General features: G+C 63.3%; 6 protein-coding genes. 1 reads left to right on the top strand and 5 read right to left on the bottom strand.

The annotated features are described in order from the left end of the window. Positions 1 to 480 precede the first annotated feature (480 nt). Positions 481 to 2478, top strand: coding sequence for a tetratricopeptide repeat protein (locus AC1DJW_RS25740; protein WP_476902867.1), 1998 nt, complete (start codon positions 481 to 483; stop codon positions 2476 to 2478). Between the two features lie 551 nt (positions 2479 to 3029). On the opposite strand, the gene AC1DJW_RS25735 is transcribed toward AC1DJW_RS25740, so the two are convergent. The 5 genes from AC1DJW_RS25735 to AC1DJW_RS25715 form a co-directional block, all read right to left on the bottom strand. Continuing rightward, positions 3030 to 5672: a tetratricopeptide repeat protein gene (locus AC1DJW_RS25735; RefSeq protein ID WP_476902866.1), complete on the bottom strand. Its 2643-nt coding sequence runs from the start codon at positions 5670 to 5672 to the stop codon at positions 3030 to 3032. A gap of 790 nt (positions 5673 to 6462) precedes the next feature. After that, positions 6463 to 6756: a hypothetical protein gene (locus tag AC1DJW_RS25730; RefSeq protein WP_476902865.1), complete on the bottom strand. Its 294-nt coding sequence runs from the start codon at positions 6754 to 6756 to the stop codon at positions 6463 to 6465. A 269-nt stretch (positions 6757 to 7025) separates the two neighbouring features. Beyond that, on the bottom strand, positions 7026 to 8801 hold the full coding sequence (locus AC1DJW_RS25725) for a hypothetical protein (protein ID WP_476902864.1): 1776 nt from the start codon (positions 8799 to 8801) through the stop codon (positions 7026 to 7028). A 598-nt stretch (positions 8802 to 9399) separates the two neighbouring features. Next, positions 9400 to 12303, bottom strand: coding sequence for a tetratricopeptide repeat protein (locus AC1DJW_RS25720; RefSeq protein WP_476902863.1), 2904 nt, complete (start codon positions 12301 to 12303; stop codon positions 9400 to 9402). A 720-nt stretch (positions 12304 to 13023) separates the two neighbouring features. Beyond that, a complete protein-coding gene (locus AC1DJW_RS25715) occupies positions 13024 to 16257 on the bottom strand; it encodes a tetratricopeptide repeat protein (protein WP_476902862.1) in 3234 nt (1077 codons plus the stop codon). Positions 16258 to 16560 lie beyond the last annotated feature (303 nt).

The raw sequence follows: 16560 nt of genomic DNA, 5'->3' as shown, positions 1-16560 counted from the left end.
ACGGTCACGGCGGCGAACACGGTGAGCAGGGGCAGCAGCGCAGCGGCGTCCATCGGTGGTGTCCTTTCATTGAGGGATGTTCCGTCTGGGGTTGAGGTGTTCCCTCGTTTCCTGGCCGGGGCTGCGTGTCCGGTCCCGGTCGTCGTATGGGCGGGGCTGCGGGTCTCTGTCACCCCTGGCTCCTTGAAGGCTTGGAGGAGGCATCTCCTGCTCTGCCCCCGCGGACGCGGTCAGGGCCAGTACAAGCAGCGGCGCATCGGTCCGGTCCCGGGGCCATGGATTCGAGCTGTGCTCGAGGGCGCAGATGCCGGAATCAGATACTCTCCTGCCTCCAGGGATTTAGGTGGTGACGGCACACACCGGACAGGAATTCCCGTACCGTCCCAGCATTCACTCGGAACGCCTGCAGGCCATGCGGCCCTAGACTGGCCATACAGCCGGGGGCGCCGGGCCACGGGGCCTCAGGGGAAGGACATAACGATGACTGTAGAAAGCGCGGACATCTCGGCAGAGGCCTTCCTCCGGGACCTGGAGGACGTTCTGACGCGATTTGACCAGGGAACCCTGACACGCCGGGCAGCACTGGTGTTCCTACGGGACCGCGTTCCGTTCCCCGACATGCTCCCTGCGTCGTGGGCAGCTAACGCCCGCGCCTACGCCCTGATGCTGTGCGCCGTTCTCCATGAACGGACCCGATCCTCGGAACAGGCAATCGTCTTCTACACTCACATAGACGAGCTTTACGAAACCCTCGGGCCGTCCACGATCCATGCAGCGGCCCACAACAATCTCGGGTCCCTGCACCACGACGCGGGACGGTGGGACGACGCCGCCCACTCCTACGCCCGGGCCTTGGATCTGTACGAAACCTTGGACCAGCCCGAGAACCAGGCCTTGGTGCATTACAACCTGGGAGCGCTGCAGCGAGACGCGGGCCGATGGGATGCGGCCCTCTTCTCCTACGCCCGCGCCCTGTGCTTGTACGAGGCACTAGACCTGCCCACCGACCAAGCGATGGTGCACAACAACCTCGGGGCCTTACACGAGGGTGCGGGGCGGTGGGACGCCGCCGCCGTCTCCTTCGCCCGGGCCCTGGATCTCTACGAAACACTGGACCTGCCCGCGGACCAGGCGCTGGTGCATAACAACTTCGGGGCCCTGCACCGGACAGCGCAGCGGTGGGACGCCGCCGCCGTCTCTTTCGCCCGGGCCCTGGATCTCTACGAAACACTGGACCTGCCCGAGAAGCAGGCACTGGTGCACACCCACCTCGGCGAGCTGCACCGGAAGGCGGGCCGGTGGGGTACAGCGACCGCATCCTTGGCCCGAGCCTTGGAGCTCTATGAGGCTCTGGACCTGGCCGCCAGCCAGGTCATGGTGCACAACAACCTTGGAGGCCTGCACCAAGAGACGGGCCGGTGGGACGAAGCCGCAGCCTCCTTCGCGCGGGCACTGAAGCTTACCGAGACCCTGGACCTGCCCGAGAAACAAGCGCTGGTGCACAACAACCTTGGGGGCCTGCACCGAGACGCGGGCCAGCGGGCCGCGGCCGCGGCCTCCTTCGCGCGGGCACTGAACCTATACGACGCCCTGAACCTGCCCACGGGGCAGGCTACCGTGCGTAACAACATCGGGAACCTGCACCGGGATGCGGGGCGGTGGGACGAGGCGGCTGCCGCCTACGCCCAGGCACTGGAACTGTATAAGGCTTTGGGCCTGGTAGCAGGTCAGGCATACGCGACCGCTGCATCAGGGTCGCTCTCCGTTATGCGGGGTGATATGGCCGAATCACGGGTGTTGTTTGACCGGGCGGTGGAGTTGTTCGAGTCCCAAGGCCTGGTTCAGGACGCGGCGTGGGCTGCCGTTAACCGGGCTGACGTTCTGCGTAAATGGGCAGGGGACGAGGTTCCGGTGGAGGAGTGTCTGAAGTTGGTGGTGCCGGCGGCGTTGTTTTTGGATTCCGTGCGGTTCCAGTTCCGGGACGTAACCGATCGGATCGCCTGGTCAACCAAAGCCGGGGCCGCCTCGGCGCTGGCACTGGAGCTCGCTGCCGGGTCCAAGGATCCGGTCCTGGTGGTTGATCTCGTGGAGACCCACATCAATTCCGTCGTCCACGCCCCCCGTACCGGCGGCGAAAAAGCTTTCCTCCCCGGCACTGATGCCTCCGCAACTGCGAACCGGCCCTTTGCCGCCCGCGCAATGGGGATCGAACTGGTCGAGGCCGCCGCAAACGGCGACGACACCCCCTTCACTAGCACTGACGGGCGACGATTCCCGGAGGACCGCGATACCTCCGGGAACGCGTTAGTGGCCGCCGGCACTATACGGCTGCTCGGCAGAACAAGCCTGCCCGGAACCCCGCCACCGCTGCTCCTGGTCCCCTCCCGGAACGGAGACCGCACCGCACTGGGTTCCTGGCACCGGCGATCAAGCTACCCGGCCGTCGACCGGCCCTCCACCCCGGTCCGCACCTGGTAACAACACCACCGGAGCAAAACCCTATGCCCACCCGTGGGCCTTTCTTTGCCCGAGATGGTACCCGTCGGGGGTGTCCTCGACCCAGACGTGCGTGATCCGGGTCCTGGCGGGCAGCCAGTTCCCGGCACCGATGGCCATTGACATCCTGTTGGGTTGATGCATCACCGGGGCTGAGCCGGACTTTCTTGGTGATTTCAAGGCTGGTTCCTTTTTGGCGGATTCTGAGCCGGGGGTGGATTGAGGGGTCTTCCGGGATGTAGTAGTCCTGGATCCGGTCAGCTGGGGTTCCTGTGGGGACGCTGGGTATGTACTTGGCCAGATACCGTCGTTCGCGTTCCAGATGTGAAGCGGTCATGCGTCGGGGGTCCTTTCAATGTGCTTCGGGCAGGGGTGAATATGTCAACGGCCCCGGGTGGTTCTTTTGTGGTTGAAGCCACCTTATGTGGCCAGTCCCGGCGGCGCGTGTGACGCAGTCGCACGACGCTGGACGGTTGGGCGGCGTTCGGTGCAGCTCGTCGCGACGGAAGTTGATGCCACGCATTGGGGGTGTTTTACCAGGTGCGTACGGGTTGGGTGGGGCGTGGGGTGGTGTCCGGGTATGGGGTTTTGTTCGCCCATTCGGTGAGTGTTTGGCGGGGCGCGCCGGTGGTGGGGGTGAGGAGTGGTGGTGCGGGGTGTCCTGGGAGTGCTGCGGTGGTGAGGAGGGTGGTGGTTCCTGTCGCGGTGAGGGCTGGTCCACCGTCGTTTGGGGCGATGAACGGATTGGGATTTCCGCTGATCGTTGCTTCGGTGAGTTCGATGCCGAGAGCGCGGGCCTCCATGGCTTGCTCCGCCCTGCTGGTGTTCTCCGGGCCGGCGTGGGTGGTGGTGTTGATGCGGGTTTCGATGAGGTCGCTGATAAGCGTGGGGTCGTGGGCTTGGGCGGCGAGGTGAATAGCAAGCCTTGTGGCTGTTGCGGCGCGCGCTGACCAGGCCGCGCGTTCGGTAGCGGTGCGGAATTGGAAGCGCACAGAGTCGAGGTACAGGGCTGCAGGGAGGGCGAGTTTGAGGCAGTCGTCAGCTGCGGTTGAGGCGTCCCGGAGGGCCAGCGCTTGGTGGATCGCTACCCAGGCTGCTTCTTGGTGAAGGCCTCGTTCTCGGTAGAGGGTGGAGGCTTGGGTGAAGTGTTGTTCCGAGGTGCGGGTGTCACGGCTTGTGATGGCGAGTATTCCCAGGTGAGTGAGGGATCGTGCTTGTCCTTGAAGTAGACCGGCTTCCTTGTAAATGCGCAGTGCCCGGGTGAAGTTGCTGGCGGCCTGGTTGAAGCGGCCTGCCGCCCGATGGAGGGAACCGAGGTTGTTGTGGACGATGGCCTGGTCGGCGGGGAGGTCCAGGGTGGTGTAGATGTCCAGGGCGGTGGTGAAGGAGGTGGCGGCCTGGTTCAAGCGGCCTAACTCCTGGTGCAGGGTTCCGAGGTTGTTGTGCACCATGGCCTGGTCGGCGGGGAGGTCCAGGGTGGTGTAGATGTYCAGGGCGGTGGTGTAGGAGGTGGCGGCCTGGTTGAAGCGGCCGACGTCCTGGTGCAGGGATCCAAGGTTGTTGTGCGCAATGGCCTGTTGCTCGGGGAGGTCCAGGGTGGTGTAGATGTCCAGGGCGGTGGTGTASGAGGTGGCGGCCTGGTTGAAGCGGCCTGCCGCCCGATGGAGGGTTCCGAGGTTGCTGTGGACGATGGCCTGTCGTTTGGGGAGGTCCAGGGTGGTGTAGATGTCCAGGGCGGTGGTGWAGGAGGTGGCGGCCTGGTTGAAGCGGCCTGCCTCGCGGTGCAGGGTTCCGAGGTTGGTGTGGACGCGTGCCTGGTCGGCGGGGAGGTCCAGGGTGGTGTAGATGTCCAGGGCGGTGGTGTAGGAGGTGGCGGCCTGGTTGAAGCGGCCTGCCGCCCGATGGAGGGTTCCGAGGTTGGTGTGGACGCGTGCCTGGTCGGCGGGGAGGTCCAGGGTGGTGTAGATGTCCAGGGCGGTGGTGTAGGAGGTGGCGGCCTGGTTGAAGCGGCCGACGTCCTGGTGCAGGGTTCCGAGGTTGGTGTGGGCGTGTGCCTGTCGTTCGGGGAGGTCCAGGGTGGTGTAGATGTCCAGGGCGGTGGTGTAGGAGGTGGCGGCCTGGTTGAAGCGGCCGACCTCCTTGTACAGTGATCCGAGGTTGTTGTGGGCGCGTGCCTGTCGTTCGGGGAGGTCCAGGGTGGTGTAGATGTCCAGGGCGGTGGTGTAGGAGGTGGCGGCCTGGTCGAGGCGGCCCGCCGCCTGGTGCAGGGACCCGAGGTTGTTATGGACGCGTCCCTGGTCTGCGGGGAGGTCCAGGTTCTCGTAGAGGTCCAGGGCGCGGGCGAAGGCTGAGGCGGCCTGGTCCCATCGGCCGGCGTCCTGGTGCAGGGATCCGAGGTTGTTATGGACCAGTGCCTGGTCTGCGGGGAGGTCCAGGTTCTCGTAGAGGTCCAGGGCGCGGGCGAAGGCTGAGGCGGCCTGGTCCCATCGGCCGGCGTCCTGGTGCAGGGATCCGAGGTTGTTATGGACGTGCGCCTGGTCTGCGGGGAGGTCCAGGTTCTCGTAGAGGTCCAGGGCGCAGGTGAAGGCTGAGGCGGCCTGGTCCCATCGGCCGGCGTCCTGGTGCAGGGATCCGAGGTTGTTATGGACGCGCGCCTGGTCTGCGGGGAGGTCCAGGTTCTCGTAGAGGTCCAGGGCGCAGGTGAAGGCTGAAGCGGCTTGGTCCCATCGGCCTGCCTCGCGGTGCAGGTCCCCGAGGCTGTTATGGACGCTCGCCTGATTGGCGCGGAGACCCAAAGCGTCATAGATGTGCAGGGAGCGGGTGTAGGAGTCACTGGCCCGGTCCCATCGGCCGGCGTCCTGGTGCATGGACCCGAGGTTGTGGTGGACGAGGGCCTGCCCAGCTTCGGATCCGAGGGCTTGGTGTTCGAGCAGCGCTGTCTGGTACCAGTGCAGTGCGATTTTGGGGTGGTGGAGGCGGTCGTGGGTGATCGCGAGCAGCAGCAGGTAGTGGGCGTGGGGCCCGGTTCCGGGGGCCGGGGGCGTCAGGGACTCTGCAAGCTGTAGTGCTTGTGTGGATTCTCCCCGCGTGGTGGTGCCGTTGGTAAGGTTTGTCAGGAGGCGGGAGAGGTGCCGGATGGCCTCGTTGCCGGGTTCGTTGTCGGCGGTTTCCATCATCCGCGCTCCTGTCCTGGGGTGGTGGTCAGTTTATGTCCTCTGGAATTTGAGCGCAGTAAGCTCTGGCTTCACGTTGCTCAGTCGTTCGTGGACTCCGGGTGTGTCCGCGAACGGGTTACCGGTTACGCGCCTACGGGCAGCAAGAGGTGAGAGACACCGGAGTGCGGAACTCGAGGTGCGTACTCATCGGCATTCGAGGCAGGAAAGGATTTCCGAGGGGATTTTGCAATGTGCAGCGCCACGAGGGCCAGGACAAGGGGTTCGGGGTTGGGTTGGAGTGTGCTGGCGTCCTCGTAGGTGACCCTTGCTTTGAAGGACAGCCCGGGTAGACCTGGGCTCAGGGGGACTCCGTGTACCACCGCAGTGAACTCGGCACGATACCGATAAGGACGTCGGATCGGAGATGCTCCAGTAACTCGCGTATGCCTGGGTAGGGCTGAAGGCCCAGCGAGAGGAGCGGCTTACAGCTCTTTGCCTGCTGCCACCGTGCCTCAACCCGTGCAAATCTACCGACGGGAACAGTGTCCATCCAGCTCGAAAAGAATCGCCTCGGTGCCGTGGGTGAGTGTTGTTATGCCTTGTCCGCGCAGGCTTGGGCAGGGCGGCTTGGTGGGAGCGAGCGCAGGGCTCGGGGGTGTTCATGGTTCCCATCTTCTTGTGTCCGCTCGTGGATTTGGAGTTTCTTGATGAACAGTCCGGCGTCAGGGATGTGGTCTGCCGGGTTTGTGGCGGGGCAGGTTGGGGTCGATGGTCTAGGTGGCCAGCGCTGATCAGTCTGGCGGGTAACTGGTTAGTGTTGTGTGTGGGGTCTGGTGACGATGAGGGCTTGTTGTGCGGTGAGGGTGCCGTTGGGGTGGCGGTCGAAAACGATGTTGATGGTTTGGTGTTCGGTGGTGGTGCCGATGAGTCGTAGTTCGTCGTTTTGGAGCAGGGTTGTGGGCTGGAAAGTGACGTGGTGGAGGTCTTCGGTTCCGGCGAGATCGAGTTCGATGCTGGTTCCGGTGCGTGTGGCCGTGATGTAGAGGTCGAAGGCTTCTTCGGCTTGCAGGACGGTGTATTTGCGGAGCAGGATGGGCTGGTTCATGAGTTTTCCTCCGGTGGTTTCCGTGGTGGCGATGCCTGGGTGGCGCCGCCTCGCATCTCGTAGAGGCGTTCCCCCAGTTCCGGGAGGGCCGGGGGTGTTGGGAGGGTGTGCGGGGGCCCCGTATCAGGTTTCTCTTCGGCGTTGACCTTATGACCGGTTTCATTCGCTCTGCGAAGGCCACTACTCGGGGGCTCTGGCGCTCACAGGGGGTAACTGTTTGTCAAGGGGGGCGGAACTCGAAGGTGTGCCCCGGTTGAACCAGGCCGGCGCTAGGGGGTTTCTGTAGAGTGATTTCTTGTCAAGCGATTGAGAATGATCTCTTGTATGGCTGCACTTCTTGGCCCGAAACCTCGCGGATGTTCACATGTACCGGCGGCGTCAAGGAAGTTTCCGAATGCGCTCCACAGCATCAGATTGTCGTGCTCAGCTGGATGTTCATGTAAGTAGAGAGTGGACAATCTGACGAGGTCCGTTGATCCGGCCCAGGCTTTGATGACGTCACGATCGAATCCTTCTTCCGCGGTTAGAAGTAGGGCCTTGGCCACCCAATGGTCGGGCCGCGCGGTTCCCTCTGGCGCTAGGGACTCCCGGGCAAGTTCCAGCATGGTTAGGACTTTTTGGGCGGGCGTGGTCGTCAGGTCGGTAGGTTCTACTCCTAGTTCTCTGGCAGCACCCCACACGTCATCTAGTTCCGGGCGGAGTCGTGAGTCGAAGATTTCATAGCCGGAAACAGGCAACCCGTGCCAGCCGCTGGTGGTTCTGATCGGGTCACAGGCAAGCAGCACGGCTTCCCTAATTGCGGTCCTGGCAGCGACTATATTGCCCACGTCAGAGTAGTGACGCGCCGCCACGTAAGATCGCGACAAGCGGAGAGATGGGCTCGACAAGTCGATTGGCCGCATGAGTAGGTCTCTCAGGCTGTTCAGGCAGCCTTCGCGGATATCGGCGGAACGGGCAGTCATGGCAAGTACGAGAAGGGGGCCTGCCACGCCGGTGGTAGAACTCCAGCTGAAGTGATCCTGCTCCCAGTGCAGATATTCGTGACAAGCTAACGCAAAGGCGTAATCAGGAAGTCCGGCCGCGCACGCTGCTCCGCTTAGGAACCTTGACCCGACTGGCCAGGGACTCTCTTCGACATTCATTCGAATTTTGTTCGGCCAGTGGCGCGGTTCGCTGCATCCCATCACCTGAGCGTTGACTTCACAAGTTACTTCTAAGGGGTTGAAGCCCGCGGGAAATTTAACACTAAGCAAATGCAGAATCTCGAGGACGGCCTGGTCATCATGATGTTTTGAACGGTCTACGACCCAATCAGCTAGGTTCTCAAGCTCTGTTCCCCGACCCTGTTTAACAGCCTGTAGTGCCTGTTTTGTGAGGTGGCGGTCTTGAGACGTTCCTGCTCCAGCCATTGCGGCGCATACCAACAGTAAGGATGAAGCCTCGGCGGTGGATGAACGTGCCCATTCCTGTATGAGCGGCACAGAGGCAGACCATCCTGTGCGTGCCGCCATTTCTGCCACCTTCCGCTGTCGGCTTGTATCCTGCCATCCAATTTCAGCAGCCAGACGAACCGACTCGTTCGGCGCAACAAACGCTGCCGCCTCGACCACGGCAACGTCATGAAGTGGTGAGTTTCGGGTCCCCGCCTCACAAGCGTCAGTACATTCACGTACAAGGCTTTGGTTGGTGGGTGACTCTTGCACGCTCCGTTTGCTTAGGAACGATAGGGCTTGAGCGAAAATGAGCAGGCTTATGGCTTGCTCCGGCGCGAGCAACCGAGGATGTGATGGGTGGGCGCCAGCCGCAGCCAGATCAGAACGGAGACCATGTAGTACCTCGGCGTAGAATTTTTCGTTTCTTATGTTGGCTTGCAGGTCGTCCCGAATGTCAGGGTCCACGTGCGAAAAGGCGTCATGCAGCAAGGACAGAAAGTCCAGCTCATCGATGGATATGAGACCCCTGCCAAACTGAGCCGTTAGCTTACAAACCAGCTTGGACAGATCTGGCCATTGCTGATTCCATGCCGTTAGAGCATCTGGGCCCATGCCGTGCCGCCTATCTGAATTTATGGTGCTGCCAACGGAAAGAGGACTAGCGGTCACTTACCCTTCTCACCTCCAAGAGGGTGAACCCATTATGCCGGGGACGATTCCTTTAGACCCGAGGGAGTTTCATTGGATTCGAAAAATTGTCCCCTCTAATTGAGCGTCCAAGTGACCCGGCAGCGAGGTCCTCCAGTGCATACGTGTGTGCTGAACCGCACTTTAAACCTACCTCGGCAGGCATAGGGCTGACCCATTGGGCTGCAACATCACGGTTTCAGTTGGCCTGGTTCGTCGCACCCCGCCGTGTGCCGGTGCCCTTCGATGCGGTGATGCGCAACTGCGCACACCTGGGCACAGCAGGGCGACTTTTGTGCCGCCACCAGAGAGTGGTGTTACCGAGGCGTTCGTAGTCGGAAATGGCGGGGTAGTAAAGAGTTTTCAGCTTCGGCCCATTCGCTTCTGGCGGACAGCATCGACGCGAGCACGCCACGGGCGTGGGGACATTCGCAACAATCGAATGTGCTTTGGGTGCCACAGCTTGACAGGTGTGGTCTCATGGTCCGAATGCAAACCTCGAAGTATCAGGTCCGACCCGTTCTTACCAGGTTCTGATGGGGCGGGTTGGTCGTGGGGTGGGTGGGTAGGTGTTGGTAGTCCAGCTGTGGAGGGCTTGGCGGGGTGTACCGGTCGTGGGGGTGAGGAGTGGTGGTGCGGGGTGGCCGGGGAGCGCTGCGGTGGTGAGGAGGGTGGTGGTTCCGATGGCTGTGTAGGCCGGCACGTCATTGTCCGGGGTGATGAAGGCGGTGGGATTGCTTTGGGTGGCGGCTTCGCTGACTTCGATGCCGAGAGCCTGGGCAGCGACGCTGCGTTCCTCCTTGTAAACGCCTGCCGGGTCTGCGTGGGAAGTGTCGTTGATTGCGGTTTCGATGAGGTCGCTGATGAGGATCAGGTCTTGGGTGGCGGCGGCGAGTTCGAGGACGAGGGTTGTGGCGGTTGCGGCTTTGGCCGCCCAGGCGAGGCGTTCGGTGGCGGTGCGGAACTGGAAACGGATGGAATCCAGGTACAGGGCTGCGGGCAACGCCAGTTCGAGGCATTCGTTCGCCGGTACTGAGGCTTCCTGGAGGGATTCGGCGCGGATGATTGCGGCCCAGGCCGCGTTCTGGTGGAGGCCTTGTTTGCGGTAGAGAGCCGTGGCGTGGTTGAGCAGCCGGGCCGAGCCGGTTGTGTTGCCTTCGGCGATGGCAAGCAGTCCCAGTTTCTCGAGGGATCTGGCCTGCCCTTCCAAGAGGTCGAGGGTCTTGTAGGTGTTCAGTGCTTGGTTGTAGGCGTCTGCGGCATGGTTCCAGCGTCCGGCGTCTTTGTGCAGGGCGCCGAGGTTGATTTGCACGGTCGCCTGTTCCTTCTGAAGGTTCAATGCCGTGTAGACATCCAGGGCGCGGCTGAAGGATTCGGCGGCTGCTTCCCGGCGTCCTGCCGCTCCGTACAATGTCCCGATATTCAGGTGGACGCGCGCCTGGTCTGCGGGGAGGTTCAGTGTTATGCAGATGTCTAGTGCCCGCTTGTAGGCATCGACGGCCGCATCCCACTCTCCGGTGCCCGAGTACAGAGTGCCGAGGTTGTTATGAACGAGGGCCTGGTCTGCGGGAAGGCTCAGTGTTGTGTAGAGGTGCAGTGCTTGGTTGTAGGCGTCGGTAGCGTGGTTCCGGCGTCCGGCGGCTTGGTGGAGGGCGCCGAGGTTGTTGAGGACCATGGCCTGTTGTTCGGAAAGGTCCAGTGTTGTGTAGAGATGCAGTGCTTGGTTGTAGGCGTTGATGGCGTGGTTCCAGCGTCCGGCGTCCTTGTGGAGGGTGCCGAGGTTGTTGTGGACGCGTGCCTGGTTGGCGGGGAGGTCCAGGGCCTCGTATAGGTCCAGGGCCCGGGTGAGTGAGTTGGTGGCGTGGTTCCAGCGTCCGGCGGCTTGGTGGAGGGTGCCGAGGTTGTTGTGGACCATGGCCTGTTGTTCGGGGAGGTCCAGTGTTGTGTAGAGGTGCAGTGCGCGGTTGTAGGCGTCGGTGGCGTGGTTCCAGCGTCCGGCGTCCTTGTGGAGCATACCGAGATTGTTGTGGACGCGCGCCTCCTCGGCGGGGAGGTCCAGGGCCTCGTAGATGTCCAGGGCCCGGGTGAGTGACTCGGCGGCGTGGTTCCAGCGTCCGGCAGCTTGGTGGAGGGAGCCGAGGTGATTGTGGACCCTGGCTTGGTGTTCGAGAAGGTTCAGGTCGGTGTAGAGGTCCAAGGCTCGGATGAACGAGTCGGCGGCATGGTTCCAGCGTCCGGCAGTCTGGTGGAGGGATCCAAGGTTGTTGTGAACTCTGGCTTGGTCGGCGGGGAGGCTCAGCGTTGTGTAGATATGCAATGCGCGGTTGTACTCCTCGGCCGCCTGGCGCCAGCGTCCGGCGGCTTCGTGGAGGGTGCCGAGGTTGTTGTGAACACGTGCCTGCTCGGCGGGAATACCCAGGGCCTCGTAGATATCCAAGGCTCGATTAAGTGAGTCGGTGGCGTGGTGCCAGCGCCCGGCGGCTTGGTGCAGCATTCCTAGGTTGTTGTGGACCATGGCCTGTTGTTCGGGGAGGTCCAAGGTGGTGTAGAGGTGCAGTGCGCGGTTGTAGGCGTCGGTGGCGTGGTTCCAGCGTCCGGCGTCTTGGTGAAGGGATCCGAGGTTGTTATGGACGCGTGCCTGCTCGGCAGGAATGTTCAGGGCCTCGTAGAGGTCCAGGGCGTGTGTGAGTGAGTCGGTGGCTTCGTTCCAACGTCCGGCTTCTTTCTGGAGGGCGCCGAGGTTGTTGTGGACCATGGCCTGTTGTTCGGGGAGGCCCAGGGTGGTGTAGAGGTGCAGTGCGCGGTTGTAGGCGTCGGTGGCGTGGTTCCAGCGTCCGGCGTCTTTGTGAAGGGATCCGAGGTTGTTATGGACGTGCGCCTGCTCGGCGGGGCGGCCCAGTGTCTCGCAGAGGCGCAAGGCGCGGGTAAATGAGTCGGCGGCCTGATCCCAGCGTCCGGAAGCCTGGTGGAGCATACCGAGGTTGTTGTGGACGCGCGCCTGGTCGGCGGGAAGGCTCGCGGCCGTGTAGAGGTTCAGGGCGGTGGTGTAGGCGTCCGCAGCCCGGTTCCAGCGTCCCGCGTCCTGGTGAAGTGAGCCGAGTTCGGTGTGGACACGTGCTTGATGGTTGGGGAGGTTCAGAGCTTCGTAGAGGCCAAGCGCTCGGGTAAAAGAGACCATGGCGTGCTCCGAGTTTCCGGCCTCGCCATATCCGTGTCCGAAGAGTTCATGAGCTACTGCGCACAGGAAAAGGAATTTCATGCGGTTTATGCCATCCACCGCGCGGGGTGCTTGCTTTTCGGCTTCGGTGAGCGCTGTGCGTGCGTCAGCAGGGGCGATTGTTCTTTGGCGCATTGCGTGGATTAGTTGTTCGAGCCGGTCAAGGATTTCGCTGGAGCCGTCGTCAGCGGGGTTGCCGGTCACGTCCACGGTGCGTCTCCTGTCCTTGTGCGATCAGTGTAATCCTGTTTTGAGGGTGGGACAGAAGTCCTAAAGACATGCGGGATGTCCAGCTCGCGTAGAGGCCCAAGTCGCGCGTGTCAGCCTCAATCACCATGTGCGGACAGGGAATCCGGTTCGGTAGTTCCGTGGGAAGGTGTTGTCTTCAAACCAGGGACCGAGAGCAAGTCGAGGCCCTGCGGCATCCAAGGCTGGAATGAGAAGCAGGGGGCCTGGGGAAGCTGGGAGCTCGGCAGATTTTACAAGACGTGTTGATCTGGTAGCGATCAGCGTCGGAAGTTCCGTGTCTAGCAGCATGCCTTCCTCAGGAAGCGCCTGTGGCGTTCCGGAAGGGTTGACCGTTCGTCCATGGAGTGCAGGCCGAAGCCCGCGCTCAGGGGTGTTGTGCACCAAAGATCACGGTATCCGGCAGTAGGCCGGCCGTCCGAGTCCGTATTTGGTAACAACCCTGGGCGCGGCCCGCGGCAGGCGCAACGGATCGAAAGAGTCAGTCAGTGAAGCGACCGAATCAGGCTGCAGTTGCTCGGCTGGGGTTGTCGGGAAGTCCCCGCGCCTGGACCAGTCCCGGGCCCAGCGTTTCGTGCCTGCAGCGGGATCTCAGGTCTTGGGTTCACTCGGGAGGTGTTGCGTGCGGCCTTCACAAGCCCAGCCGGCAGTTATCGGCGGCGGTTCCTCGGTGTCTGGGCTGGGTTACCAGGTTCTTACCGGGTGTCTGGGTCCTGGTGTGGGCGGGTAGACGGTTTTGTTGACCCATCCGGTGAGGGTTTGGCGTGGTGTGCCGCTGGTGGGGGTGAGGAGGGGGGGTGGTGGGTGTCCGGGGAGTGTAGCGGTGGTGAGGAGGGTGGTGGTTCCGGCGGCGGTGGTTGCTGACCCGTTGTTGTCTCCCGCAAAGAAGGGTTTGGGGTTTGCGGTGGTGGTGGCTTCGGTGAGTTCGATGCTGAGGGCGCGGGTGCTGGTGCTGGTGTGTTCGTCGGTATCGGCATTGTTTGTGGTGTGGATGGTGGTGTTGATGTGGGTTTCGATGAGGTCGCTGATGAGGACGGGGTCCCGGGCTGCGGCGGCGAGTTCGAGGGCGAGTCGGGTGGCTTCGGTGGCTTTGGCGGACCAGGCCGTGCGTTCGGGGGCGGTTCGGAATTGGAAGCGGATCGCGTCGAGGTACAGGGCTGCGGGGAGGGCGAGTTTGAGGCATTCTGCAGCTGGTGTTTTGGCGGCCCTTAGGACTTGTGCCCGGCGGATGGCTGCCCAGGCCGAGTCTTGGTGGAGGCCTTGTTTCCGGTAGAGAGCGGCTGCCTGGTTGAAGAGACGGGTCGAGGCTTGATCGTTGCCACTGGTGATCGCCAGTAGTCCGAGGCTTTCGAAGGAGTCGGCCTGTCCCTCGAGAAGCTCGAGGGTTTCGTTGAGTTCCAGGGCGCGGGTGTAGGAGGCGTCGGCATGGTCCCAGTGCCCGGCAGCCTGGTACAGGGTTCCGAGGTTGTTGTGTACGCGGGCCTGGTCTGCGGGGAGCTCGAGGGTTTCGGAGAGTTCCAGGGCGCGGGTGTAGGAGGTGGCGGCGTCGATCCATTGCCCGGCGTCTTGGTGGAGGGTTCCGAGGTTGTTGAGCACTGCGGCCTGGTTTGCGGGGAGTGCCAAAGATGTGTAGATGTCCAGGGCGCGGTTGTAGGCCTCGGCGGCGTGGTCCCACCGTCCGGCGTCCTGGTGTAGTTTCCCGAGGTTGTTGAACACCATCGCCCGGTCTGCGGAGAGGTTAAGGGGTTCGTTGAGGGCGAGGGCGCGGGTGAAGGCCTCGGCTGCCTGGTCCCAGCGGCCTGCGTCCCGGTGCAGGCTTCCGAGGTTGTTGAGCACTGTAGTCCGGTACGCCGTGAGGTCCAGGTGTTCGTAGACGTTCAGGGCGCGGGTGTAGGAGGTGGCGGCATGGTCCCACTGCCCGGCGGCCTGGTAAAGGATTCCGAGGTTGTTGTGTACCCCCGCCTGATCAGCGGGGAGGTCCAGGCTCTCGTAGATGTCGAGGGCTCGGGTATAGGAAGTGGCGGCGTCGGTCCAGCGGCCTGCGTCCCGGTGCAGGTCCCCGAGGTTGTTGTGGACGAGGCCCTGGTATGCGGGGAGGTCCAAGTGTTCGTAGATGTCGAGGGCGCGGGTGTAGGAGGTGGTGGCGTCGGTCCAGCGGCCTGCGGTGTGGGCCAGGCTCCCGAGGTTGTTGTGCACGAGGGCCTGGTCTGCGGGGAGTTCGAGGGTTTCGTAGATGTTCAGGGCGCGGGTGTAGGAGGTGGCGGCGTGGTCCCAGCGGCCAGCAGCGTGGGCCAGGCTCCCGAGGTTGTTGTGCACGAGGGCCTGGTCTGCGGGGAGTTCGAGGGTTTCGTAGAGGTTCAGGGCGCGGGTGTAGGAGGTGGCTGCGTGGTCCCAGCGGCCAGCAGCGTGGGCCAGGCTCCCGAGGTTGTTGTGCACGAGGGCCTGGTCTGCGGGGAGTTCGAGGGTTTCGTAGAGGGTCAGGGCGCGGGTGTAGGAGGCCTCGGCGTGGTCCCAGCGCCCGGCGTCCCGGTGCAGAGTGCCGAGGTTGTTGTGGACATCGGCCTGTCCCTCGAGAAGTTCGAGGGTTTCGTAGATGTTCAGGGCGCGGGTGTAGGAGGCTGCGGCGTCGGTCCAGCGGCCAGCAGCCTGGGCCAGGCTCCCGAGGTTGTTGTGGACGAGGCCCTGGTCAGCGGGGAGGTCCAGGCTCTCGTAGATGTCGAGGGCTCGGGCGTGGCAGGTGGCGGCGTCGGTCCAGCGGCCAGCAGCGTGGGCCAGGCTCCCGAGGTTGTTGTGGACCTTGGCCTGGTCTGCGGGGAGTTCGAGGGTTTCGTAGATGTTCAGGGCTCGGGTATAGGAGGTGGCGGCGTCGGTCCAGCGGCCTGCGGTGTGGGCCAGGCTCCCGAGGTTGTTGTGGACCTTGGCCTGGTCTGCGGGGAGTTCGAGGGTTTCGTAGATGTTCAGGGCGCGGGCGAAGGCCTCGGCGGCGTCGGTCCTGTGTCCGGCGTCCTGGTGGAGGACCCCGAGGTTGTTGTGGACATCGGCCTGGTCTGCGGGAAGGTCGAGGGTTTCGTAGAGGGTCAGGGCGCGGGCGAAGGCCTCGGCGGCGTCGGTCCTGTGTCCGGCGTCCTGGTGGAGGACCCCGAGGTTGTTGTGCACGCGGGCCTGGTCGGCGGGGAGGTTGAGGCGTTTGTAGATGTCCAGAGCCCGGATTAAGGAGGTTTCGGTGACGTCCCATCGGCCTGCATCCCGGTTCAGGGCCCCGAGGTTGTTGTGCACGAGGGCCTGTTCTTCGGGAAGGTCCATGTTTTCGTAGATGTGGAGGGCGCGGGTGTAGGCCTCGGCGGCGTCGGTCCAGTGTCCGGCGTCATGGTGGAGGGTGCCGAGGTTGTTGTGCACGAGGGCCTGTTCTTTGGGAAGGTCCATGTTTTCGTAGATGTCGAGGGCGCGGGTGTAGGCCTCGGCGGCGTCGGTCCAGTGTCCGGCGTCATGGTGTACGACCCCGAGGTTGTTGTGCACAATGGCCTGTTCTTTGGGAAGGCCGAGGGTTGTGTAGATGTCGAGGGCGCGGGCGAAGGCGGCAGTTGCGTGGTTCCAGCGGCCTGCGTCGCGGTGCAGGGAACCGAGGTTGTTGTGCACCAATGCCTGGTCTTCGAGGAGGCTGAGAGTTTCGTATGTGTTGAGGGCGTGTTGGTAGTGGGTGAGGGCTGTGTCGTGGTTTCCGAGTCGTTGGTGGAGGGCGGCTGTGAGCAGTTGGACGTAGGCGTGGGCTTCCGTGGCCGGGGAGGTGTGTTCCATACTTTCGGCCTGGTGCAACTTGTCGAGGGCTTCGGTGCGGTTCAGGTGTCCTTGTGCCAGGGCTTCCAGGAGTTTTTGCAGGGGCGTGATGGCGTCGTGGCCGGGTTCGTTGGTAGCGGTCATCGTGGCGGCTCCTGGCTTGGCGGGGTGGCCCAGTTTATGACTGGTTGGACGGGCTGTGAAGACGACCCGAGAGAGCGGGGGTGTCTCTGGTGTTTGGCGAAAACATAGGGACACCCCCGGTGTTGCTGTGTCGTGGCGGGTCCGGGTCCGGGGTTAGTGGGTGGTGGGGGTGAGGTTGCCGGTGACTGCGTGGAGGGTGGAGGCGATCTCATTCAGTTTTTGGGTGCTTTTGGATAGGGACACGGTGTTGCGGGCGCCGCCCATTGCGCGTTGGTGGAGGGGTTGGCCGAGCGCGACGAGTTC

It is taken from the genome of Arthrobacter sp. 05L417 (assembly GCF_056397865.1).
The sequence above is the reverse complement of the archived record's forward strand: the minus strand, read 5'-3'. Positions and strand labels throughout refer to the sequence as shown.